This is a genomic window from Microcoleus sp. B3-A4, assembly GCF_036705385.1.
Lineage (GTDB): Bacteria > Cyanobacteriota > Cyanobacteriia > Cyanobacteriales > Microcoleaceae > Microcoleus.
On sequence record NZ_JAUBUI010000001.1, the window covers coordinates 162,880 to 184,575 of the forward strand.

At 45.8% G+C, this 21,696-nt stretch carries 19 protein-coding genes and 1 tRNA gene; 8 read left to right on the forward strand and 12 right to left on the reverse strand.

Annotated elements, in window-relative coordinates; genetic code table 11:
- The first annotated feature begins 60 nt into the window (after positions 1–60).
- The 4 genes from QUB33_RS00745 to QUB33_RS00760 all read left to right on the forward strand — a co-directional run bounded on the left by QUB33_RS00745 (position 61) and on the right by QUB33_RS00760 (position 2,930).
- A complete protein-coding gene (locus QUB33_RS00745) occupies positions 61–2,217 on the forward strand; it encodes a WD40 domain-containing protein (RefSeq protein ID WP_333345965.1) in 2,157 nt (718 codons plus the stop codon).
- Positions 2,218–2,356: 139 nt separating this feature from the next.
- Positions 2,357–2,429, forward strand: a tRNA-Thr gene (locus tag QUB33_RS00750).
- 49 nt (positions 2,430–2,478) lie between these two features.
- Entirely contained in the window at positions 2,479–2,679 is a 201-nt protein-coding gene (locus QUB33_RS00755) for a hypothetical protein (protein ID WP_333165950.1), read from the forward strand.
- Positions 2,679–2,930, forward strand: coding sequence for a hypothetical protein (locus QUB33_RS00760; RefSeq protein WP_333103119.1), 252 nt, complete (start codon positions 2,679–2,681; stop codon positions 2,928–2,930). Before QUB33_RS00755 ends, QUB33_RS00760 begins: the two co-directional genes overlap by 1 nt.
- Here the strand turns inward: QUB33_RS00760 and QUB33_RS00765 are convergent.
- The 6 genes from QUB33_RS00765 to QUB33_RS00790 all read right to left on the reverse strand — a co-directional run bounded on the left by QUB33_RS00765 (position 2,920) and on the right by QUB33_RS00790 (position 12,069).
- Entirely contained in the window at positions 2,920–4,833 is a 1,914-nt protein-coding gene (locus QUB33_RS00765; protein WP_333345968.1) for an aminopeptidase P family protein, read from the reverse strand. The genes QUB33_RS00760 and QUB33_RS00765 overlap by 11 nt on opposite strands.
- Before the next feature lie 16 nt (positions 4,834–4,849).
- On the reverse strand, positions 4,850–6,019 hold the full coding sequence (locus QUB33_RS00770; RefSeq protein WP_333346252.1) for a pyridoxal phosphate-dependent aminotransferase: 1,170 nt from the start codon (positions 6,017–6,019) through the stop codon (positions 4,850–4,852).
- Positions 6,020–6,105: 86 nt separating this feature from the next.
- Positions 6,106–9,147: an SMC family ATPase gene (locus QUB33_RS00775; RefSeq protein WP_333345971.1), complete on the reverse strand. Its 3,042-nt coding sequence runs from the start codon at positions 9,145–9,147 to the stop codon at positions 6,106–6,108.
- A 252-nt stretch (positions 9,148–9,399) separates the two neighbouring features.
- Positions 9,400–10,575, reverse strand: a complete 1,176-nt coding sequence (locus QUB33_RS00780) for an exonuclease SbcCD subunit D (RefSeq protein ID WP_333283093.1) — start codon at positions 10,573–10,575, stop codon at positions 9,400–9,402.
- Positions 10,576–10,768: 193 nt separating this feature from the next.
- The gene (locus QUB33_RS00785; protein ID WP_333345975.1) at positions 10,769–11,116 is read right to left on the reverse strand and encodes a DUF433 domain-containing protein; all 348 of its coding nucleotides are present in this window, start codon (positions 11,114–11,116) and stop codon (positions 10,769–10,771) included.
- Positions 11,117–11,175: 59 nt separating this feature from the next.
- The gene (locus QUB33_RS00790) at positions 11,176–12,069 is read right to left on the reverse strand and encodes an ion channel (protein ID WP_333345978.1); all 894 of its coding nucleotides are present in this window, start codon (positions 12,067–12,069) and stop codon (positions 11,176–11,178) included.
- Positions 12,070–12,181: 112 nt separating this feature from the next.
- Between QUB33_RS00790 and QUB33_RS00795 the strand changes: the two genes are divergently transcribed.
- The gene (locus QUB33_RS00795; protein WP_333039230.1) at positions 12,182–12,502 is read left to right on the forward strand and encodes a hypothetical protein; all 321 of its coding nucleotides are present in this window, start codon (positions 12,182–12,184) and stop codon (positions 12,500–12,502) included.
- Between the two features lie 358 nt (positions 12,503–12,860).
- Here the strand turns inward: QUB33_RS00795 and QUB33_RS00800 are convergent, their stop codons facing one another.
- The 4 genes from QUB33_RS00800 to QUB33_RS00815 all read right to left on the reverse strand — a co-directional run bounded on the left by QUB33_RS00800 (position 12,861) and on the right by QUB33_RS00815 (position 17,402).
- Positions 12,861–14,186: a hypothetical protein gene (locus QUB33_RS00800; protein ID WP_333346255.1), complete on the reverse strand. Its 1,326-nt coding sequence runs from the start codon at positions 14,184–14,186 to the stop codon at positions 12,861–12,863.
- Between the two features lie 558 nt (positions 14,187–14,744).
- Positions 14,745–15,266 carry a hypothetical protein gene (locus QUB33_RS00805; RefSeq protein ID WP_333345981.1) on the reverse strand — a complete coding sequence of 174 codons (522 nt, stop codon included), beginning with the start codon at positions 15,264–15,266 and terminating at the stop codon, positions 14,745–14,747.
- Positions 15,267–15,560: 294 nt separating this feature from the next.
- Positions 15,561–15,914: a hypothetical protein gene (locus QUB33_RS00810; protein WP_333345984.1), complete on the reverse strand. Its 354-nt coding sequence runs from the start codon at positions 15,912–15,914 to the stop codon at positions 15,561–15,563.
- 387 nt (positions 15,915–16,301) lie between these two features.
- On the reverse strand, positions 16,302–17,402 hold the full coding sequence (locus QUB33_RS00815) for a saccharopine dehydrogenase NADP-binding domain-containing protein (RefSeq protein WP_333345987.1): 1,101 nt from the start codon (positions 17,400–17,402) through the stop codon (positions 16,302–16,304).
- A 289-nt stretch (positions 17,403–17,691) separates the two neighbouring features.
- Between QUB33_RS00815 and QUB33_RS00820 the strand changes: the two genes are divergently transcribed.
- Entirely contained in the window at positions 17,692–17,820 is a 129-nt protein-coding gene (locus QUB33_RS00820) for a hypothetical protein (RefSeq protein ID WP_333345990.1), read from the forward strand.
- A gap of 140 nt (positions 17,821–17,960) precedes the next feature.
- On the opposite strand, the gene crtO is transcribed toward QUB33_RS00820, so the two are convergent.
- Positions 17,961–19,658: a beta-carotene ketolase CrtO gene (gene crtO, locus QUB33_RS00825; RefSeq protein WP_333345993.1), complete on the reverse strand. Its 1,698-nt coding sequence runs from the start codon at positions 19,656–19,658 to the stop codon at positions 17,961–17,963.
- A gap of 26 nt (positions 19,659–19,684) precedes the next feature.
- Here crtO and QUB33_RS00830 point away from each other — a divergent pair, with 26 nt between their 5' ends.
- Positions 19,685–20,017, forward strand: a complete 333-nt coding sequence (locus QUB33_RS00830; protein WP_333345996.1) for a hypothetical protein — start codon at positions 19,685–19,687, stop codon at positions 20,015–20,017.
- Positions 20,018–20,094: 77 nt separating this feature from the next.
- Here QUB33_RS00830 and QUB33_RS00835 read toward each other — a convergent pair whose 3' ends face one another.
- Entirely contained in the window at positions 20,095–21,195 is a 1,101-nt protein-coding gene (locus QUB33_RS00835) for a tetratricopeptide repeat protein (RefSeq protein ID WP_333345999.1), read from the reverse strand.
- 150 nt (positions 21,196–21,345) lie between these two features.
- On the opposite strand from QUB33_RS00835, the gene QUB33_RS00840 reads away from it, so the two are divergent.
- Positions 21,346–21,672: a YbjQ family protein gene (locus QUB33_RS00840; protein ID WP_333346002.1), complete on the forward strand. Its 327-nt coding sequence runs from the start codon at positions 21,346–21,348 to the stop codon at positions 21,670–21,672.
- Positions 21,673–21,696: the final 24 nt, after the last annotated feature.

Genomic DNA, 21,696 nt, shown 5'->3' on the forward strand with positions numbered 1-21,696 from the left:
CCCAGGGGGATATGTCTGACTCGCGCGATCGCCCTTAAGTAAGAAAAAGTTTTAACTGGTATGTCCTTACCCCGCCCAGTCTCAGACACTCTAATTGAACTGTTGAAGCCTGTAGCCTCTGAATTGGGAGAAAGATTGGGAGCAAGCGCTGTCAACGAACGCTATGCAGAAATTGAGCCCTCTGGTTCTTCAGCTTTGAACCAGCAAATCAAAAAAGACCCCCGCTGGATTAAAGCACAAGTAAGATATTTGCAGCGGCAGCAGGCCAGAGAACAAGAATTAATCGCGCTCGCCGGCGCAGAAGAAAGGGTAAAGGAAGAACGGGCTAATCGAATTAAGGCACAAGAAGTAAGAGATAAGCGGGCAATTAGCCGACTTTGCCGCGACTTAATGCGGGAGTTTCAATCAGAAGCAATTCGAGTTAAGCTGAGCGAAATTCAAACTATTTGGGACAGGGATAACTGGTTTTCTAATTTGAGCAGGCAGGAAACTGAACAGATTTTGCAGCAGCAGCAGCACCGATTGCTGCTGTTAGTTGCTCCCGCAAAAATTAGCCAAGATTGCCCTGATTCGTTTCGCCACAATTTGAATATCGAGCTGCCGGCTAAGTTAAGAGCTTTTTTGAACCAGCACTACCCCCAGCACGGAGATTTGTCTCCGGTTCAGTTTTACGGAGACTATTTCAAAAAATCGATTTCTGATATTGATGTGGAGCGGTTGCAGAGTGTTTTGTCTCCCGTACCGACAGCTATACTGTACAGCGATATCAGCGATTATGAAGTTAATTTTCATGTCGGTTTTTGGGGAATCATAAATCAGAGCGTTTCTCTAGTGGCGATGCAGCCTTGGAATTGGGAAGAGGTTTATCACCAGTTGGAAGCGCAGGGGAAAGATGAAAAACTGAGCCTGCGGATTATTCGGCAAATAATTGTGACTATTCACAAGTTATTGGCGGCTTTTTTAGCTGATTTGTATTATTTAAATATCGATTTTACTCACGAACCTCAGTTATTTAAATTAGAGGCGGAATTTGCTCAGGAATGGTTTTCTAAAGATTGGGCCCAACCGTATATTGAAACTCTTAAAGAAATTCAGGAGCAGCAGCGAATAGTCTATAAGGGAGAGATGCGGAGGCTGGCGCTTCGAGAGGCGAAAGCTAAGGCGGAACGCCAGCGTTTGGAGGAAGCTGAACTAAAACGCAGAGAGGAAGCTGAGGCGGCATCTAAGCGGGTGAAGGAATTAGCTCACAAATTCAAACATCAGAAATGGCGGTGTGTATATACGCTGCCAGGACATTTATCGTTTGTGAATTCTCTGGCGATTAGCCCTGACGGTAAAATTCTGGCTAGCGGTAGTTGGGATAAAACTATTAAGATTTGGAATTTAGAAACAGCGGAATTAATTGGCACTCTGACGGGACATTCCGATCGCGTAAATTCGGTTGCTATTAGCTATGACGGAAAAATGTTGGTCAGCGGCAGTTCGGACGAAACAATTAAGTTTTGGAATTTGCACAGCGGCGATTTGCTGTGTACTTTTCCGGGACATTCTATGGAGGTGAATTCGGTGGCGATTAATCCGAAGCGCCTGGTAATTGCTAGCTGCGGCGGGGCTGATAATACGATTAAGCTGTGGAATTTGCGGAGTGGCGAGTTGCTGCGGACTTTGAGGGGTCATTCTGACAATGTGAATGCGGTGGTTTTTAGCCCGGACGGTAAAATATTGGCGAGTGGCAGTTCGGATGCGACGAGCAAGGTTTGGGATGTGGAAAGCGGCAAGTTGCTGCGGACTCTTTCGGGGTTGAATGTTGGGGTGAATTCGGTGGCGATCGCGCCGGACGGTCAGATTCTTGCTAGCGTCAGCAATGATTATACGATTAAGCTGCGGAATTTGCACACGGGCAGTTTGTTGCGGATTTTAAATACTAATTCTGGAAGGGGAAAGGGTGTAACGAATTTAGGAACGACTGAGGCGGTGCATATTTTGCAGAATTATGTGAGTCGGGGCGAGTCGGTTGCTATCAGTCGGGACGGTTTGACTTTGGCTAGCGGGTGCGATGATAATACGATTAATATTTGGAATTTGCAGACCGGGGAGCTGTTGAGCAGTCTGAAGGGACATTCGGGTACGGTGTACTCGGTGGCGATCGCACCTTCGGGCAATTTGCTCGCCAGCGGCAGTGCGGATCAGACGATTAAGATTTGGCGCTGCGATTAGTTAATTGGCAGTGGGCAGTCTGCAGCGGGCAGACAATTTCGGTTTTGCCCTTACGGGGAGGGGTTTTGAGCGAATTTGAAAAAAAAATGGCTGGGGGGGTTGCGCTAATGACTATAAGTTTGCTATATTAAGTTTCACTGCTGGTGTAACTCAGTTGGTAGAGTAGCTGATTTGTAATCAGCCTGTCGCAGGTTCAAATCCTGTCACCAGCTTTATTAGTATAATTTTGATAGATATAACTATCTACAAATCACAAGCTCTATGTTGACGATCGAGCAAATTGAAGCCGCTATCCTGGATCTACCACCAGATAAGTTTCATCAACTTTTGGAATGGTTTCTTGAGTTGGATTATCGGCGTTGGGACGTGCAGTTAGAACTAGATATTGCTGGCGGTAAGTTGGAAGATTTAGCCCAGGAGGCGATCGCAGATTTTGAGGCGGGGCGCTATCGGGAAATTTGATGCATTACACGACTCGTCGATTTTGGGAATGCTACAACGCTTTACCTGAAACGGTAAAGCTTTCCGCCGATCGATGTTACGAATTACTCAAAGCCGATCCAACTCATCCATCCCTGCATTTCAAAAAAGTCGGCAAGTATTGGTCAGTCAGAGCCGGACAAGACTACCGAGCTTTGGGTATAGGGATTGAGCAGGGTATTTTGTGGTTTTGGATCGGCGCGCACGCAGAGTACGATCGGCTTATTGGCTAACATTAACATCAATTTTACCTAACGCAGCGCAGGCTGTTTTCAACCATTCAATTGTTGCTGCATCAAGTACGGGTTCGAGTTTCTCGACTACCGAAGCGTGATAATTATTCAACCATGCGAGTTGAGTCTTTGACAGTCGATCGACATTTATCAATTTGCCCTCAAACGGAATATACGTCAGCGTTTCAAATCCGTACCAAACGGTACCGTTTTTGGATGGCATTTCCCTGACAACATAGAGATTTTCGATGCGAATTCCGCCCCATCCCGGTTCGTAATATCCCGGTTCGATGCTCGTTACCATTCCGGCTTCCAGGGGATACTGCACAGATTTGCTGATGCCGTTGGGCCCTTCGTGACCGGCTAAAAACGCGCCGACTCCGTGCCCTGTACCGTGTCCGTAGTCTAGCTGTTCTTGCCATAATACCGCACGGGCGATCGCATCTAATTGCGCTCCCGTTGTTCCTTTGGGGAATTGCTGCATTGCACAGTTGATGTGCGCGATTAAGACTGTTGTGTAGTGTTCTATTTGTAGCGCCGTCGGTTCTCCGATACTTATTGTTCTCGTATCGTCGGTTGTACCTGCTAAATATTGCGCGCCTGAGTCAAGCAGCAGCAGTTCCCCCGGTTTTAACGTGATTTCTGGGCTGGGGGTTCCGTAATGTACGATCGAGCTATTGGCTCCCGCACCGGCGATCGTTCTAAAAGTTAAAGTCTGAAAATCTGTTTCTTGCTGATAAAAATTTTCGATGCTTTCTTTGACATCAAACTCGGTCACTACCTTACCATTTTCTAGCTGTTCTGTCAACCACTTTAAAGTCAAAGTTTTCGCTCGACTTGCTTTGAAATTGGCTGATTTCATCTGCTCAATTTCTACGGGATTTTTGCGAGCTTTCATCCCTTCTACCGGATGAGTATCAAAAACTATTTCGATGTTGTAGAACTGCGCTTCTTGATGGTTTAATATTAACTGGTACGTGCCTGCTGTGCTGTGTTTCGGGTCTAAAAGTACCCGAACTTTATGTGGCAAATTTACGCAATTTTCTAATGTATGCGGATAGTCTGCGTAGGGAAGCAAAGTTACATCTTCCCGCAATTCTTGCTTAATTTCTAGCGAAATTCGTTCGGAATTTGTAAACAAAAACGCTGCATCTGTGGTGACAATGGCATAGGATATGAAGATGGGAATGTGGGGAATATCCGAGCCTCGGAGATTGAACAGCCACGCTATTTGATTCAGGTTGGTAATCGGAAGCACATCGATATTGGCTTTTTGCATCGCTTCCCTGACTCTGGCTAATTTTTCGGCGGTGGTTTCTCCTGTCAGGGATGCAGGTAAGCTAAATATGGGTTCTGCATCAATCGCGGGTAAAGTCTCTGCTGTTTGCCAAGGAGTTTGCGATCGCACTTTGTCTGTCAAATTCTCCCGGATTGGTATGAGTTCAATCTCTGCATTCGCGAATTTTTTCACCCAATTTTGATATTGCTCTGTCGCTACTGTAAACGGGTCAAAACCCAGGCGAATTTTAGTTGATTTTTCTGCCGATTCTACCGCCAGTTTTTCTAAAGTTTCAATTAAGGTTAAATTTCCTTCTAAGCCGAGTTTCGATATTTGAATAATTCCAGTATCGACTTGCAATTCGGCTTGTTCGTAATAGCGGGAATCCACAAACAACCAAGCGGCATCTTTACCAACCAACAAATCACCAGCGGAACCCGTAAAACCGCACATCCAAGCTCGCCGCTGCTTGGCTGCTGGAACTGATAAATTTAAGTGTTCGTCAACCGCTGGGATGTAATAGCAATCTAATTCATAATCTGCCATCAAATCGCGCAAGTCTGCCAGTCTTGCAGCGGAGGTATCTTGGGTATTTGTATTTGCTTTTAAATTAGTGGCAACCATGTTGAATCTTCCTATTTTACTTGTTTAAAATTGTCTTCAAACCTTTAACTAATCTCCTAATACCAGCGGTGGCGGTTGCTTTCTCCAAAGCACCGTAAGCAACGCGCAAATAGCAGCCGCTATCCATGCCGAAGGTTGTACCGGGAAGCACTGCTACGTGATATTCGCGAATTAATTTTTCTACTAATTCCATTGTATCGATTTCAGTATCAACTTTCAAGAAAAAGTAGAAAGCTCCAGCGGCCGGGGAAATTGTACACAAGTTTTGGATGGTATTGAGTTCGTCTAATACGAGTTGTCGCACAGATGCGATCGCCCTTACATAATTATCGCAGTAACCTCTACCAACTTGCAAGGCTCCCAGCGCTGCATACTGAGAAATTACGGGCGGACAAATTAAGATTGTATCTTGAATTTTTCTCACTGAAACGAGCAAGTGTTCTGGGATTACCATATACCCGATCCGCCAACTCGCAAAACCGTAGGCTTTGGAGAGGCTAAATAGAGAAATTGTATGTTCGCTGCTGTGGGAAAAAGCGGCAGGCGAACAGTGTTTGACGCCGTTATAAGTAAAATATTCATAAGCTTCATCGCTGATGTGATAGATGTTGTGCTGGCGACAAATTTCGTTAACTTCGCGGAGTGCTTCGGGAGGATAAACAACACCAGTGGGATTATTTGGGGAAATGGTAACTATGGCTCGCGTTTTGTCGGTAATTGCTTTTTTTATAGCATCGATATTAAGTTGATAATTGGCGTCAGTTTCTACTATCACAGGTCGGCAACTTGCCATAATTGCCGCCATTTCGTGGTTGAAGTAATAAGGTGATTGGATAATAATTTCGTCTCCCGCCGAGGTGATGGCGAGAATGGCGTTGGTAAATCCCATATTGCTGCCGGCAGTAACGACAATGCAGTTTCTGCTGTTAATTTCTATGTTGTTATCTGTTTTTAGTTTGGCTGCGATAGCATCTTGTAATTGTGGAATTCCTTCCACGGCTTTATATTTGTGATTGTCGGTATTTGCGAAAAATTCGGGAATTCGGTCAAATGATTCTTGTGGCGGATTGTAGTAAACTACGCCTTGTCCTAAAGATATTGTTCCCGGATTTTGGCGGATAAGTTCGCCAACTACTGGAATTATTGGCGACTGTACCGATTGCATTCGAGTCGGGTGATTTTTCATCATATATTATAGGTAATTTTAGGGCAGGTTTAGTGATAATGTACGTCCTTAAGCAAGTTTACTATTTCACGCACGCGCCTCTCACTTCAGGCTCTATGTATTTCTATTTTAGAACCTTGGGGTGATTTAGAAACTTTAACTTGTGCCGGCAATCTTTCGCCCAATTCTCGAACGTGGGTAATCACTCCAATCAGCCTTTCTCGCTGCCGCAAAGATTCTAAAATTTGAGTAACGCTTTCGAGAGTTTCGGTATCTAAAGTACCAAATCCTTCATCTAGAAATAAGCTGCCCAAGTGAGCTCCTTGAGACAGCTTTTCTGACAAAGCTAAAGCCATTGATAAGGAAGTGGCAAAGGTTTCGCCACCAGAAAGAGTACGGACTCGTCTAGCTTCGCCGCCGTTCCAATTATCTGCTACCCAGTATTCGCCGTCTTGGTTTATTAGTTTGTAGCGATTTTCGGTTAATTCTTGCAAAATTAAGGTGGCGCTGCCGACTAATTCTGCTTCTAAATGTTCTAAAATGTATGATTGAAATTCGTTGGATTTGAGGTTCTGCGCTAAGGTGTGATAAGTTTGCTCTTGTTCTGTGAAATTTGTGATTTGCTGTGACAGTCTTTCGGCTTGTTCGAGATTTTGGGCTGCTACTTGAATCCAAGCTAAAAGTTCGGCGCGGTTGTTGTTGGCTTGTTTGAGGTTTTCTTGGGCGGTATGTTTTGCCGATCGCACTTGTGCTAATGTATTCTCATCGGTAGTTCTGCCTGCGATCGCCTCGCTCAAATCTTTTGCCCGCGTCTCTAACTGAATTTTTGATTCGCGGTGAGAGCGAATAGCATTTTCCCATTCAGATTGTTCCTTAACTGTCGCAACCGCTGCTAAAAATGTCTCTTCTGTGAAATCAACCGCTGTTAATTTTGCGGACCAATCCAGGTTTAACTGCTGTTTCTGGGCTTGGGCTTGTCCAAAAGCTTCTCCCGCTTGTTGCTCTCTCTCTGCTGCTTGAATAACCTTATTTTGAGCAGTTTGATAGGATTTTTCTGCAACTTTCAGCAGATTTGCCAAGTCTTGCTTGTCTTGTTCTAAGACTTTTGCTAAATTAGCATAAGGCTGATATTCGGTAATTTGATAAAGCGCATTTACACAACTTTGCAACTGCTGCTGGCGGCGGTCGGATTCGGCGATCGCATCTTGATATTCCTGCTGTTTAGCTGCTTGAGTCGCTACCGCAAAATTAAATCTTTCCTGAAAATTATCATATTCCAATGATGCCAGTTGGAACTGCTGTTCGGTTTGGCGGTATTGGCGATCGCTCTCTTTAAGGATTGCCAACTCCTGCTGCAACCCCAAGCTTTCCCAATGATGAGTCTCCAGAACTTGAGTGATTTCCTGCTGCAATTCGGCCACTTTATTCGCGGTTAATTCCAACATTTGAGCAATTTCCGACTCTTTTTGCAGGCAGGCTGAAACTGCACTTTTTCCCTCAGCCGCAAACTTTTGAGCATCTTGAAAAACCTTATTTGCTGTCGCCAATTTCTGCCGCAAACCAGCGACATCGACAATATTAGAATTCGGCAAAGGAGGGAGGCTCTCGCTCTCAGGATGCACCCCCCCGCACACCGGGCAAGTATCGCCCGAATTCAGCGACATTCTGATAGCAGCAACACTCTCTAAACGTGCCGCTTCCGCATTAGCGGTTTCCGCCGCTTCTAACTCGCGGGCGCACTCTTTTAGCCTGATTTCGGCTGCTTCTAAATTAGCGGTAACCTCCACATAATTCTGTTGAGCCCTTTCCTTCTGGGCCAGAGATTTATCGAACTGTTCTTGCTGAGTCTTTTGTTGCTTGCTAATTAGCTGAACTTCCATCAATAAGGGTGAAACTTGCTGCAATTGCTCTAAACGCTTTCCTCCCGGCGCATACTGTGCGAGCTGTGCCGCTGCTTGAGTAACTCGAAAACCCGCACCTTGAATTTTAGTGTTAGCAGCTTGCAAGTCTTTATCTGCTGCCATAAAAAAGCGGAGTTTTTCCTGTTGAATTTTTTGGGCAAGCGCAACTTCTTTTTCTAATTGAGCGCGCTGTTCTTCATATACTTTAGCAGCAGCTAGAGCATCTTCGCGAGCCTTAATTTGTGGCGCTAGCACCTCTTCTTTGGCTTTTGCCGCGTCAAGTTGCTGCTGCTCTACTGCTAGCTCAGAGCGAGCTTTAATTAACTGCTTTCGCGCTGCCACCGAGGCACTTGCGGCAGTTTCATACTGACTGCGAGCCGATCGCACTAAAGCCCAATCTCCCTGTAAATGATTGGCAGCTTGCGCTCTTTCTAAACGCTGTGCTAAAATTGCAACCTCAGCAGAATTAGCATTTAATTGGGTCAGTTCTTGTTGTAACTCTTGCCAGCGAGCGATTTGCGAAAATAGCTGTTCCTCTTCATCTAGATCCTTCTGAGCTTTCATCACAGCGCGCTCGAACAGGGGCAACTGCTGCTCTAAAATCAAAAGTTGCGATCGTCTTTGAGCCACCTCATCAGCCGTCGGCGCACTCAAATCCGCTAGCTGCCTTTCCACCATTTCCCGTTCCTGTTTCAGCAACTTTGCGAGTTCATTTGTTTCCTTCCGCATCTGCTCAAAAATCTCAAATCCCGCTAGCTGTCGCAAAATTTCCCGGCGTTTTGATGTATCCCCTTTAATAAACTCGTCAAACTTGCCTTGAGGCAGAACAATTGCTCGCGTAAAAGTATCAAAATCCATTCCTAAAATCTGTTCAATGGTATTTTGAACAGCAACGATACTCGTCCCCAAAGTTTCCCATTGACCATTTTGCCAGTTGTCCAAAATCACCTTATTTTCAGGAGATTTCGGACGAAAACGCCACCTTCGCGTCACCCGATACTGTGCCGAACCCACAGCAAAACGCAACTGCACTTTTAAATTTTCGCTGCCTTGACTTGCCAAATCACTTACTTGTTTGCCGCTGCGAGTTGTCGTGCCAAAAAGAGCATAAGTCATGGCATCTAACAGTGAAGATTTGCCCGCACCTGTAGCACCAGTAATTGCAAACAAATCGAGTTGAGAAAAATCTAAACGCTGTTCGCGGTGGAAGCTGGTAAATCCTTCGAGAATAAGTTCGAGTGGACGCATACTGATTTTAGTTTTAGGATTTGGGGTTTTAGATTGTTATATTCAGGTCTACTGTATTCCTTCTACAGTCTTCCCGATCCCCCCTAACCCCCCTTAAGAAGGGGGGGACAAGAGTATTATCAAAGTCCCCCAACAACCAGGGGGATTTAGGGGGATGTAGACTCAACTACAAGCGACATTGAGCGTGGGTTTCAGTCTTAAAACTATTTGAAATTTTAGATTGTTGATTTGGGATTGTATCTTTTTACCCATTTAATTGTTAACTGTTTCCTTAAACTTCTTGTACAAATTTTGAAATTCCTCCAATACTGTCGGTTTCGGTGTCGTTCCCAAGCGGTTTTGATAATAGTTGCAAAACTCGGCTGCCGGATCGAAATTATTGGGATCGATATTAGTTATTTCGGTTGCTTCTAGCGCTGCATCTGGATAGCGCGGTTCAATTAACAGCGCTTGAGAACAAATTTGGCGCACTCGATCGGCAAGTCCGATTTGCGGACTGTCCAGTTCGACAATTACTTTCAAGAAACCCGGGTGATACTGATGAGCTTCTAAAGTTTCATCGAGATTGTCGTTATGACATTTAAGCACTTTTAACGGCTTGTGGCAAGCCACAGGCTTAAATTCTACCTTTGCCTGACTTCCCGGCTCAACTTCTATCAAGCAAAATCCTTTTTCCTGTTCCGCTTCTCCAAAATCTAACTGAATCAAAGAACCGGAATAATAAGCGGGAGAAGTCTCAGAAATCCGCTGGTGAATGTGGATGTGTCCGAGGGCGACATACTGAGCTTCCGGCGGCAGAGTTTGCGATGAAAGTAGGTATTTTTCTCGCGTGTAATAAGCGACTTCGGATTTTGCCAATCGAGCGCCGTCAATGCTCATGTGTCCCATGAGAAAATTGACAGTATTGTCTCTAAAATCTCTGGTTAAATCTTCGAGTAAATATGCTACTATTTCGCGGTAATCTTTTCGGCGATCGGCATCGCCCGACTGCCATAGAGAATTAGCATCTAACAGTCTTTGTTCGGAAGCAAAAGGCATCGCTCCCACGCAAAGTTTACCGCTTTTTGTATTGAGAGTAATTGTGCCGCCGTCTGCAGAAAGCCTGGGTTTGCCTAAAGCGCGAACACCGGCGAGGGAAAGCAACTGCGCGATGCTGTCGATGCGGGATGCCGAATCGTGATTACCGGCGATCGCAATTGCGGGAATTCCTGCCGCTTGGAGTTCGCAGAAAAAGTTATAAGCAATGCGTTCGGCGTAAGCGGGAGGGTTGGGCACGTCGAAAATGTCGCCCGCAACGAGCACAGCATCGACATCCAATGCTTTTGCTTGCTTCAAAATCTGTTCGAGGGCGATCGCAATTTCAAAAGTGCGATCGATCCCTCGAAAACGTCGCCCTAAATGCCAGTCAGCAGTATGAATTATTCGCATAGTACGAGGAGTATTTTGTTTATGTTAACTGAGATGTTGTACCATTTTCAAGAACGGGCAAGATGCCCGTTCCACAAAGAATGAATTTCTTGTGGAACGGGCATCTTGCCCGTTCATAAAAGGCTGATTTAAAATGGTAAAATATCTCAGTTTTAATACTTTGTGCGATCGCGGTATAAATATCTGCCACAGTTTATGCCTCTTCCTGTTCTCGAATTGCTGTTTCAATCTCATCAGGATATGCCTCAGCATAAGCCCAAGCATTCGCCAAGTCAGCGGCACCCAGAGTCGGATAATCTTCTAAGAGTTCAGCCTCAGAAATACCTAAACGGCGAGAATTCACCAGTACCCAAACAGGAATTCGCGTTTGTCTGATGCAAGCATCGCCGCCGCACACGCCGGGAGTCTTTTGAATTCCCGACCAAAATTTTCTTAAACTTTGGGCTAGTAATTCTATAGCTTGAGCCTTTTCTTCGGGACTTAAAGCTAAGAGTTGCGGTTGCAATTCTTTCAGTGTCGTATTTGCCGTTATTGAGTTCATAAATATTAACTTTTTTTTGCCCTACAGGTATTCTAGCACTGGTGGCTAAATCAAAACTTTCATTCAACAGGCTTCACATCGTGAAACCGAGTATAATCAACCACCCGCCCTCCCGTTGCCGATTTCAAAAGAATATCTACAAACCGCATATTCCACATAATTTCAGACGCCACAAAAGAATGTCGCGCATGAATAGTTTGCGAAACTGTTTCGTCAATTCCTGTTAACGTAATTACAATTTCCGCTTGCTGATCCATCAAGTCTTGGGCAGTAAGTTGATACAAAGGACTACTCTCGTCAATTGCGTGCATAACCGTCCAAGTTAATGCAAAAACCGGAGAGTTACTTCGCACCAATTGCAAATCGTAAAAACGCCGCATAAATTCTCCTTCCGCTGTTACCTCGTCACGGATCAAAGTAGCTCGCTGCTGCGCTTCTAAAATTTGGTTGAAACGCTGATTTGCCGTGCGGTACATCAGAGTCGGAACGCCGTTGAAAGGAGCGATCACCGCTACGCGGCTGAAGATAACTCTAGCTGTTGGTCTGGAAAATCTCGAAAAAGCCAGTCCCGTCACCATCGCCACTCCCCACAAAGCAAAAAGCGCTTGGATCGCGACTATAGTATTAGCGTAATCGGTGCGCGGATACATAGAGCCGTAGCCGATCGTCGCCATTGTTTGCACGCTGAAATAAAAGGCATCTGGGAAAGAACCCGGCCGCGCGTTAGCAATGCAATCTCCTCCCGCCAAGTAAGCTAAGGCAAATAAAGAATTTGTGACTGTATAGGAGAGACAAATCAGGATGAAAAATCGCGGCCAAGAAAGAGTTAGCAGCCTGTGGTAGAGGTCGGCAAAATGCAGGCGAGGTACTCCCAACTTGACAATATTTAAGGGGAATTGTCCTTGGCGACTGACTAAACGAGCCTGTGGCTGGTGGTTGCGGTTGATTTTCATTGCGATTTGTAACTGGGGCTGTTTCAATTTGTAACTATTGCTTTGAACGTGAAAACTTATCCTTTAGACTGATGTCTGATTCCAAAAATTCGGATAAAAACGGAGTTTAGAAATGGTTGAGCTTAACTGGCATGACTATCTCGTTATGGTTTCTTTTGTGGCTTCTATTGCGGGTCTAGTCCTGCTGGGTGATAATCGCAACTCGCAGCCAACAGACGATCGCACTTTGAGCGAAGAAATCCTAATCAAGATGAGCTTTACTTACTGGATAGTGTACTGCATCTCTTTTTTCGGGCTGAAACTTCACCTACCAGAGGATAGCTGGTTATTGCTCAGTTTGAAGCTGACTACGGTTCTTTCTTACTTGTTGACTGCTTCTAGCATACTCAGCCTGCCGCTGCAACGCATGGCTGTCCGACGAGTTGAAGATTAACAAAAGGTGTTTGTAGTGAGGACTTCAGTTCTTTCGATCGCGGTGAAGAAAAACTAAAGTCCTGACTGCAAAGCTATTTGAGTTATATTACCGGGCAATAAGCTCACAGCTAACTGTGAGCTTGTTTAATGGTTTATTATCTGAGGAATGCAGACTAACGCGCCCAAAATGGCTAGGGTCGATCGCCCTCGCACTTGAAATTACCCTTCTCTTCCTGCTTTCCCTTGGCTGCGGCAATCTCATCGAGTATCCCTTGGCGAACCCGGCGCGTTAGCGCATAGCAAGAGGTGGAGTTGTTTATCCGCCTACACTTTATGCGATAGCATAGCGTGTAGGAGTAGGCCACGAACTTAGTTGCTTAGGATTTAAAGCCTTTAGAGGTTTTCTTTTTCTCCTGTGGTTTAGACTTTGACTTATTAACTTCGCCTAAAGCTTCCTGAAATAAGTTGTGCAGGTGCACGGGAACGCTGGCAATTTCCGGGAGTTCGGGTTCTAAGGGTTTTTTAAACTCTTGCAAGAGGGCATCTAAATCGCGATCGATCTGAAAATTAGTCCGCTGCAATACAGTTTGCAAAATTTGTTCTAATTTCGCTGAATTAACTTTAGCTAACCGCTGCCAAATCCAGACATTAATTGCAGGATCTTCTAGATAGTTACGCACCAGCTTCTCGTAACCGGGAACGGTTGAAAAGTCTTCGGCTGCTAGCAGTGCAGTAAATTGAGCGTAGGTAGACAAAAAAGTTTGTCCCCAGCGAGGATGAGAAAGTGCTGTCACCTGTTCGGCTTTCTTGAAGCGATCGGGCAATTCGACTTTCGGCATTACCATTTTTGAGTGAGGATTGCTATCGATCGCTACCTCAACTGAAGAAGGATCTGCACCGGCTGCTGCTATAGCTGCTGCTTTAATTTCTTCTGCATCGACTCCAGCATCTTCAACGATATCCGCCAGAGATTTACTTTCATCAATGCCGATATCAGCTAGGCGTTTTTTAGTGATGAATTCCTGAAATTCAGTCAACTGTTTATTCAGGTGATATCCCGATAGCATCAATTCATCACTGCCAAAAAATTCGGTAAAATCTTCATGGTACTTTTCTACTGACTGCCAAGCTTGCTCTAACAATTCCGGCGCATCGCTGTACAGGTTCTTTTTGTTATTTTGCTTGAAATTGCCGATCGCCACCGCCAACTTCGGCTTACCCAATCTCCCCATGAGAATGGGAGAACTCGAAAGTATCCACCAGTCATCAGTGAGAGGAGCGATGCGAGCCAGCAAGATTTCTCCTAACTTAAAGCGAGACATTTCTTGCATAAAATTAGGACTGTTGGGCTTGACAACGTAGTGCTTAGCCGTCAGCCAGTTCATCAGTTCAAACTTGTCGGGGGAAAGTTGAGTGATTTCAAATAAGCCCGTGAAGCTTCTGTGCCGCCAACTTTCTAGCAAACTGCGATCGCCCTCGGTTAAATCCGGCTGACTTTCGACAAATAGGTCGATCGGCGTTTTGTCTCCGACTTTACCTTCGACTGTAAAACTGTCAATCACTTGATTTTGCTGAGCAATGTCGTAGCGCTCGCCGGTCGATCGAGCAGCAGCATAAGCTTCCAAAGCTACCGCCAACTCTCCCTCAGCATCCAGCACAAAGTCAATTAAATTTTGCTTGAGTGTCCAAGCTCTTTCCAACATTTCATCCACAATTTATACCGATTTTGAATGAGAGGATTTAGATTAACAATTATCGGGTTTGAAGCCACCGACGCTTTAGGATTCGGCTGCGATTGCAGACAGCGCATCGCGAACAATGGCAAAAATATGCGATCGATGCCTCAGTCCTGAATAAGTTTAATTTTAAGGCTAATAGTCAAAAAAAAATGCCCATCTCCAACCGAAGCATCCCGATTTTGTAACAAAGCGTTTATGAGGAGTGCGATCGTCCCGCACAGCAAAGCCTATACGTCTCTAGCGAGTTCTCACAGCGAACAGTCCTGTGAAATAAAAATCGTGCTGAAAAAGGCGATTTCAAGGGAGCATAAAAATACCCTCTCCGATGTAGAGAGGGGCTGAAAATCCCCAAAAACTTTGCTAAACTCGCTTTAAAAACTGTGCCACCTATCAACAACAGTCCAAGACGCAGCAGCCGGGTTTTTTTTATCAAACACTTCCCTCCATTCCGGTACCCGGCTAAAAATAACCGGAAGGCTTGAGTTTGTGTGCGTCCAAGACAGAGAAATACTTGCGATCGCCTTAGCGGCCGTCTTTGTCAATGTCGCCAGGAACAGCGCGTTCCACCCGATCCCAAGCGTCGCGCGTGGCGTGCTTCGCTTTGTCCCAAGTCACATTAGATTTACCGCGATTTGTTTCGTAGTCGCGCTGCAAATCCGGTTCGATCTCGTGGAATTGCTTACCAGTATTGCCATAGCGGGTGTATCCCTCATAGCCGGTGCGGTACGCAGGCTGATAGTCTTCGTAAGTTGCGCTAGTGTCCACGTAAGGCCGGGAACTGTAATTGCTTTGCCAGTAAGCATCTTCTACCGTGGGGTCGATCGCCTCGCCCACACCTTTGCCCACCAAACCGCCGCTAAACGAACCCACCACAGCGCCCACAACTGCTCCTACAGGCCCGCCGATGGCACCGCCGATCGCAGCACCTGCAGCACCCGCACCCGCCGCACCAATACCCGTTGCGACTGGATGAGCCCCTTTTTCCCCGGAAATCGGGTCTAGGTTAGCATCAGGTTCATGTACCGTTTTTTTGTCATCGCTCATGATATTTTTTTCCTTTTATCTGACTGTAACTATTATTTAATTTACTTTTTTAATTCCTCTCTCTTCATCTTCCCTAAGGATGAATCTGCTAGCTTAAATATAAAGAGTAATGAGAAAATCTTTCTTTCTGGATGCAACAAGTGGTTTAACCCGCTACTCTAAAGCAATAAGGTGCGCTGCCCAGCGCACCCTAGAGAATTATTTTCAAGTGAGTCATGAGCTCGGCTCAATTGTCAACTCACGTAAGCTCTGTATTTACCAGCAACTTGAGTTAGATAGAAATCTGTTGATTTATTAGTTGCCCGTGACCTTTTCGATCAACTCTTCAGCTTTTTGAACTATGCCTTCTTGCGGGTGTTCTCCCTTGTACTCTTTTAAGCTTTCGTCGTAAACTTTCTCGACGTTTGCAGGATTTTGAGCAGTTTTGACTATTTCATCGTAAGATCCTGCTTGGGGATTTAGATCCTCGAAACTTGTTGCGGGTTCAGTAATTGTAGCTTCTTGCGGCGCGTGACTCTTGTCTTGACCTGCGTTAGCACCCTGAGTGGGTACTACCGCTAGACCTACCAGACTAATCAAAGCCAGCGTACAGACCAGCAAAATGCTTTGAATCAATGTTTGTCCGAGAGATTTTAAAACCCGCTTCATATCAACTTCTCCTGGTATTTTTCCGCAAAAATTATGGTGTTTGTCGCCCCTTCACTGCGATCGCACATTGACAACCTTGGTTCAAGCGCAATCTTTGTCGCAGCTACCGCATCTAGAGCGAGCGAAAAGGGATGTTTCCGATGATGTCCAATATCTTAAGCGCCTGCTTGTTACAATTCCTTCTACCAAAAGATAGATTAGTTAGACAAGCGGAACTCATCTCCTATGAGGGGCGATCGCAATTCCTGCGAGGAACCCTATCTCGGGGTTTTCCCATCAATTACGAAGCCCCTGAGTCTTCTCTTTCGGCGCGTCTTTCGCGTCTTCGCAGTTCGGGAAAAAATCCCATTTACCAACATTTTAAATTGCTATAAATAAGCTAAGCAACTACAAAATAACCTGCTCTATGTCTAGGTTTCTGTTCTGCATAGCTGCTTCAAATAGCTCAGTAGAAAGAGCTTGTTCTACCGACCAAACTCCAGGTTTTTCCAGTTTACCTTCTAACATTAATTGAGCGATGCTGCCAGTACCAATGCCAGTAGCGACGGCAGCATTGGGGTGTACCGCTGTCGAGCAAACTTTAGCCGGTTGACCGTTTTTGAGACCGGTTACTTGCGATCGCACGGCCACACCAACCCCACTAAAACTATTACTAACACTGGTCATCCCATAACTGACGTAGGAGAGAAATTCAATCACGGAGTTATTTTTGAGCCAGCTAGCAGGCCAATACTTGGCGACAAACCAGGTAAGGTGATTGTAAAGGTCGGGAGACGTACCGAATTTAGTCACAACTGATTTGACGGCGAATGTTTCGGGCAAAGTGATTGCTTCCGGCATATCAAACCAGTAAACCCCTGTTTTGCCGTAGGGCGCGGGAAATTCAATTGTTTCGCGATTGCTGTAGGGTTTTACTTGGTGCCACTTGCGATCTTCCCAAACCTCAAAAGGAGTTTGCAAACCTAAAAAAGTGGTTCTCATGACGGTAACGCCAGCGCCGCCAGAACCTCCGACTACATAACTCAAATGGATGTGTTCTGCTTCATCTAATTGTTCGACATCTCGGCGCACCATGCTATTAGACACACCGGGGAAAATGCCCGTATTAATAATAGCAGTAATCCCAGCATTTTTAGCGGTTTCGCGCAATTCTAAAGCCTTGCGAGTAAAACTGCGGCTGTCACTGACATCAGTATAATTAACACCTGCTTCGATGCAAGTTTTCAGCACGCCGGCGTCTCGGTAGTGAAAAGGCCCCGCACAGTGAACGACAAGATTAGACTCTGAAACTGCTTTTTGCAGGGCTGCACTGTCCGCTAAATCAAAAGTTTGGTACTGCACCCTATCGGCCGGCAATCCCGGCCCAATAGAGGCTTCAGAGTTGCGTCCGGTAACAGTAATTTCCGCGTCGGTGTAGGTAACAAGGTCTTGGGCAACGCTGCTGCCAATTCGTCCCCGCCCGCCGACAATCAAAACTCGGTTTGCCATCGCTAAAAAAAGGGTAACGCCATTTCTCAGTTTCTCAACTTGGGGCCGGCGTTTTCATCCGCATAAAGTATGAATTGAGGAGAATGCGAAATGCTGGGGGATCTGCGGCCATCGCCCCGATCCGGAGATGGGGAGCGACTTCTACCAGGGACTTGCCTGTTCTGGTAAATTAGAGGTTTGGCTGTAGCGCTAAGTTTAAAAATGCCTTCAGCGTTAACTTGTTCTTCTAATATTGAGAATTTTATCGATGGAATATGCTCTCTTCTGAAAAAATATTTTCACAGATTTGATGGAACGCGAACCACCGCCACCGATCGCGAAAGATGCACAAGATTTAGAAAAGGTATTGAGGGCGATCGCCCGCCGTTTTTTCTTCACAGGGAATCAACCGGAAAAAAGTATCGCACTCACGCATTGAGGGCGATCGCCAATCGTTTTCCCTTCACAGGGAATCAACCAGAAAAAATTCTCGCACTCGCACACTGATAAATCAATACAAACAAACGCAGATGTGATTCATCTGCGTTTATCTGCGTTCATCTGCGGTTGCTAAAAATCTTACTTCTCATTACTGCGAAATACCGACTTACCCTTCGCTTTCAGAGTATTAGCTGCATCTGCTAAAGTCTGGGCGAAAGGCTGCTGCGAGTGCATGAAAACGCGAGCAGTATTGCGTCCCGGCATCCCCGAAATCGAGCCACCCGGATGCGTTCCCGCCCCGGTCAGAAACAAACCGTCGATCGGCGTTTTGTAATTCGCCAACTCCGGCAAAGGACGGAAAAATATCATCTGATCTAGCGTCATATCAACGTGATAATAATTTCCCTTCAAAGCTCCCAAACGCTCTCCCAATTCCGCCGGACTTTCCACGTGGCGGCCGATAATTGCATTTTTGATATTTGGCGCGTATTCTGCTAATTTATCAATGCAGCGATCGGCAACTTTGTTTTTCAGCTCATCCGTCCAACCCGTACCGTGCTGGCCGGTTCCTTCAGCATTTTCGATCATGTAAGGAGCAAAAAATTCAATCCAAGCCGTATGATGTCCGGGAGGAGCCATTGACGGGTCTAGTACCGTCGGAAACACTACATACATTGAGGGGTCAGAGTCGGGGATTCTGCCGATTGAAGGGTCGCTGTGAGAAATTTCAACGTGTCTCACCGAGTCTGCAATTAAAACCGACCCGATTAAATATTCGTCCCGATGATTCCAGCGCTCAAACTTGGGCATTTCATTTAGAGCTAAGTCTATTTTGAGAATAGTCTCGTTGTTGTTAACAATTTTGCGCTCCAATCTTTCCCGCAAATCCGGGTCGGCACTGTCAACATCGCTGGAGTCCATTAAGTGCAGAAACAAGCGCTTAGCATCAATATTAGAAATGACACCTTTTGTAGCCCGGTATTCCGTGCCGTTGGCAACTCGAACTCCCACAGCGCGACCGTCATCAATTAATATTTTCTCGACGTGCTGGTCGGTAAGTACCACACCCGAGTATTTTTTCACTACATTAAGCAGCGCTTGCACTAATGCACCCGTCCCTCCGCGCGGTCTTGCCATGCCGGGATTGTGTCTCATTGCCAGCATAATTGCGCCTACAGCCAGGGTTTTTTGCGAAGGAGGCGCGCCGAGTTCTGCGGCGAATCTTGCTAGGGGCGCTTTGATAAATTCCTCGTCAAACCACTCGTTGAGAAGGTCTTCAGCGCTGGTGAGCATCGTGCGAATAAAGTCCAGCGTTTTGTCGGGGGAACCGATGACTGACAATAAATCTTTGATCTTTGAAATATCGTAGTTGCCCAGAATATCTATGATGGATTTTGGTGGCGCATTAAACATCGGAACCATTGCACCTAAAGCCCGCTGCCAAAAGTCTGTATATTCGGCATATTTTTTAGCATCGCGCTCGTTGTAGCGCGCAATTTCAGCACAAGTTTTTTCTACAGATTTGTGCGCTAAGAAATATTTGCCGTCGGGATGCGGACAAAAGGCAACTGGATCGCAGAAAAGATATTCTAAACCGTGTTTTTCCAGTTCTAATTCTTCTACAACTGGCCCTAAATGGATAAATTCGTGGTCGATCGCGCACATATTGAATTTAAAATCCGGCAATTCGGGAATCGCAGCTTCGGTAGTGGCCGCGCCGCCGGGAACCGAACGTTTTTCTAACAAAAGGACGGTATATCCAGCTTTGAGGAGATAAGACGCACATACCAGTCCGTTGTGACCTGCGCCGATGATAATCACATCATACGTTTGCATAGATAAAGCTCTGGGGATGGGAGATTTTGCTTATTTTACAAATGTTAACAACTTTGCTGTCTCTACCAATAGAAATAGATTCATTTTCAGGAACCCGTTTTAACATCTTACAAAAGATGGAGTTTTTACCAAATGCTACTATGCGATCGGTTTTATTTCCTCTTGAATTTACCCGCGCGATCCCCCTTCTCCAATCGCGCCAATATTGTACTCTATTTAGCCACATTTATCCGCATTCAATTAAAAAGTTAAGCAAACGAAGTAAGAAGGAAGAAAAAAGAGGAAAGGGGGCCGAGGGAATAGGGAATAGAAACAGTTTTGAGATTGCTTTTTTCCTTGCAACACGGCGAGTGGAATGAGTTAAGCCCTACTAGGAAAATTACTTACTCCACACTCAAAACTGCTAGCCAATTACCTATTAGTACATTGAGACATATTACTTTAGTTGCTGGAGCGCCGCTTCAGCTTTTTGTACACCATCATTGTTGCCTTGCTGGCGGTAAGTGTCGAGGGCTTGTTGAAAAGCTTCAATTGCTTCGGATTTGCGATCGCGCGCTTTGAGTGCCGTACCCATATTGTAATAAGCTTCTGCCCGGTCTGGAGCGAGCCTTATCACCCGCTTAAAAGTGGCAATCGCTCCTAAAAAATCTTGTTTTTCCAGTTGAATTTCCCCGATTCCTGCGTGTGCTTCCACTAAATTTGGTCGCACCGCAATAGCCCGCTGATAAGCTACCAGCGCTCCGTCGAAATCCTTTTGTGTCTGGAGAAGTTCGCCAATTTCTAGCTGCACTTCTGGATTGCGGGGCTCCAATTTGGCAGCTTCTTCAAAAGCTGCTAGCCCTTCGGAAGTATAGCCGGCACGCAGCAAAGCAGTGCCTAATTTTAACTGGACACCGGCTTGTTTGGGAGCGAGTTCGGCTGCTTGTTGGAGCACGGTGACAGCACTGGCAAAATTTCCTTGCTGGATCAATACTAAACCCATTGAAGAATAAGCTTGCCAATTTTTCGGATCGAGGGCGATCGCCTCTTGGTATGCTTTAAAAGAACCGCTGTAATCTTTTTGCTGAAAGAGTACCACTCCGAGACCGATCCGGGCATTGACATTTTTGCGATCGAGCTGAGCGGCGCGGCGGTAAGCTGTGGCTGCTGCGGGATAGTTTTGTAAATTCGCCATAGCATATCCTAAGGCGTATTGGAAGTCAGCATTGTTCGGTTCCAGACCGATCGCTTGTTGGTAAAATTCTACTGAGGCTTGATAGTTGCCTTGACGCGCTTCTAAATAGCCAATACCAGAAAAAATGCGGGGGTTTTCCGTATCTAAACGTGCGGCTTCCTGATAAATGGCGATCGCCTTACTGTAGTCTCCTAAATCTACCAACTCGCGCCCTTGTCGCAGCAGAGCATCTAAATTTGAATTATTTTGAGGGTTGACTTCAACTGACGTTTCTGCTGAGAGCGCTATCTGCGGCGCAGCGACAGCGAATCCTGCTACTAACAGCGTACTGAATACCAAGAGACTTTGTTTGTGCACGGCCATTTGTTTCAAAGAGTGTGTGGAATGAAAGAGCGAGTTGCTGTCAGCTTAGCAAGCTGACAACTTATGGTTTACCAGGAATGTTTGAGCGGCGAGATGTAGTAAATCTACAGAACAAGACCCACTCAAAATTTTCGCGACTGAGGCCAACTGATGATTGTAACAACAACTGATATCATCCAAGGAGCAGAAATTCAATCTTACCTGGGAATTGTAACTGCTGAGGTGGTTTACGGCACCAACGCCCTGCGAGATTTCTTCGCGGGCATTCGCGACATCATCGGCGGGCGCACCGGCAGTTACGAGGAAGTTTTTCTCAAAGGACAGCGAGATGCCCTCGCGGAACTGGAAAAACGGGCCCAGCGCCTGGGCGCCAATGCCGTAATCGGCGTGGAAGTGGACACAGGCACGATTAATGTAGACTCGAAAGGGGCTTTGCTGCTGATTACTGCCGTTGGAACGGCTGTAAAATTGCGTTAAGCTGTCTTTCCTGTATACGTCCGC

Bases quoted from the DNA above. Each gene is read 5' to 3' on its own strand.
- QUB33_RS00755 (WP_333165950.1), top strand. From the start codon at position 2,479: ATGTTGACGATCGAGCAAATTGAAGCCGCTATCCTGGATCTACCACCA.
- QUB33_RS00790 (WP_333345978.1), bottom strand. From the start codon at position 12,069: ATGAAAATCAACCGCAACCACCAGCCACAGGCTCGTTTAGTCAGTCGC.
- QUB33_RS00800 (WP_333346255.1), bottom strand. From the start codon at position 14,186: ATGTTGGAAAGAGCTTGGACACTCAAGCAAAATTTAATTGACTTTGTG.
- QUB33_RS00770 (WP_333346252.1), bottom strand. From the start codon at position 6,019: ATGAAAAATCACCCGACTCGAATGCAATCGGTACAGTCGCCAATAATT.
- crtO (WP_333345993.1), bottom strand. From the start codon at position 19,658: ATGCAAACGTATGATGTGATTATCATCGGCGCAGGTCACAACGGACTG.
- QUB33_RS00795 (WP_333039230.1), top strand. From the start codon at position 12,182: ATGGTTGAGCTTAACTGGCATGACTATCTCGTTATGGTTTCTTTTGTG.
- QUB33_RS00745 (WP_333345965.1), top strand. From the start codon at position 61: ATGTCCTTACCCCGCCCAGTCTCAGACACTCTAATTGAACTGTTGAAG.
- QUB33_RS00820 (WP_333345990.1), top strand. From the start codon at position 17,692: ATGGAACGCGAACCACCGCCACCGATCGCGAAAGATGCACAAGATTTA.
- QUB33_RS00765 (WP_333345968.1), bottom strand. From the start codon at position 4,833: ATGGTTGCCACTAATTTAAAAGCAAATACAAATACCCAAGATACCTCC.
- QUB33_RS00760 (WP_333103119.1), top strand. From the start codon at position 2,679: ATGCATTACACGACTCGTCGATTTTGGGAATGCTACAACGCTTTACCT.
- QUB33_RS00780 (WP_333283093.1), bottom strand. From the start codon at position 10,575: ATGCGAATAATTCATACTGCTGACTGGCATTTAGGGCGACGTTTTCGA.
- QUB33_RS00835 (WP_333345999.1), bottom strand. From the start codon at position 21,195: ATGGCCGTGCACAAACAAAGTCTCTTGGTATTCAGTACGCTGTTAGTA.
- QUB33_RS00810 (WP_333345984.1), bottom strand. From the start codon at position 15,914: ATGAAGCGGGTTTTAAAATCTCTCGGACAAACATTGATTCAAAGCATT.
- QUB33_RS00805 (WP_333345981.1), bottom strand. From the start codon at position 15,266: ATGAGCGATGACAAAAAAACGGTACATGAACCTGATGCTAACCTAGAC.
- QUB33_RS00840 (WP_333346002.1), top strand. From the start codon at position 21,346: ATGATTGTAACAACAACTGATATCATCCAAGGAGCAGAAATTCAATCT.
- QUB33_RS00815 (WP_333345987.1), bottom strand. From the start codon at position 17,402: ATGGCAAACCGAGTTTTGATTGTCGGCGGGCGGGGACGAATTGGCAGC.
- QUB33_RS00785 (WP_333345975.1), bottom strand. From the start codon at position 11,116: ATGAACTCAATAACGGCAAATACGACACTGAAAGAATTGCAACCGCAA.
- QUB33_RS00775 (WP_333345971.1), bottom strand. From the start codon at position 9,147: ATGCGTCCACTCGAACTTATTCTCGAAGGATTTACCAGCTTCCACCGC.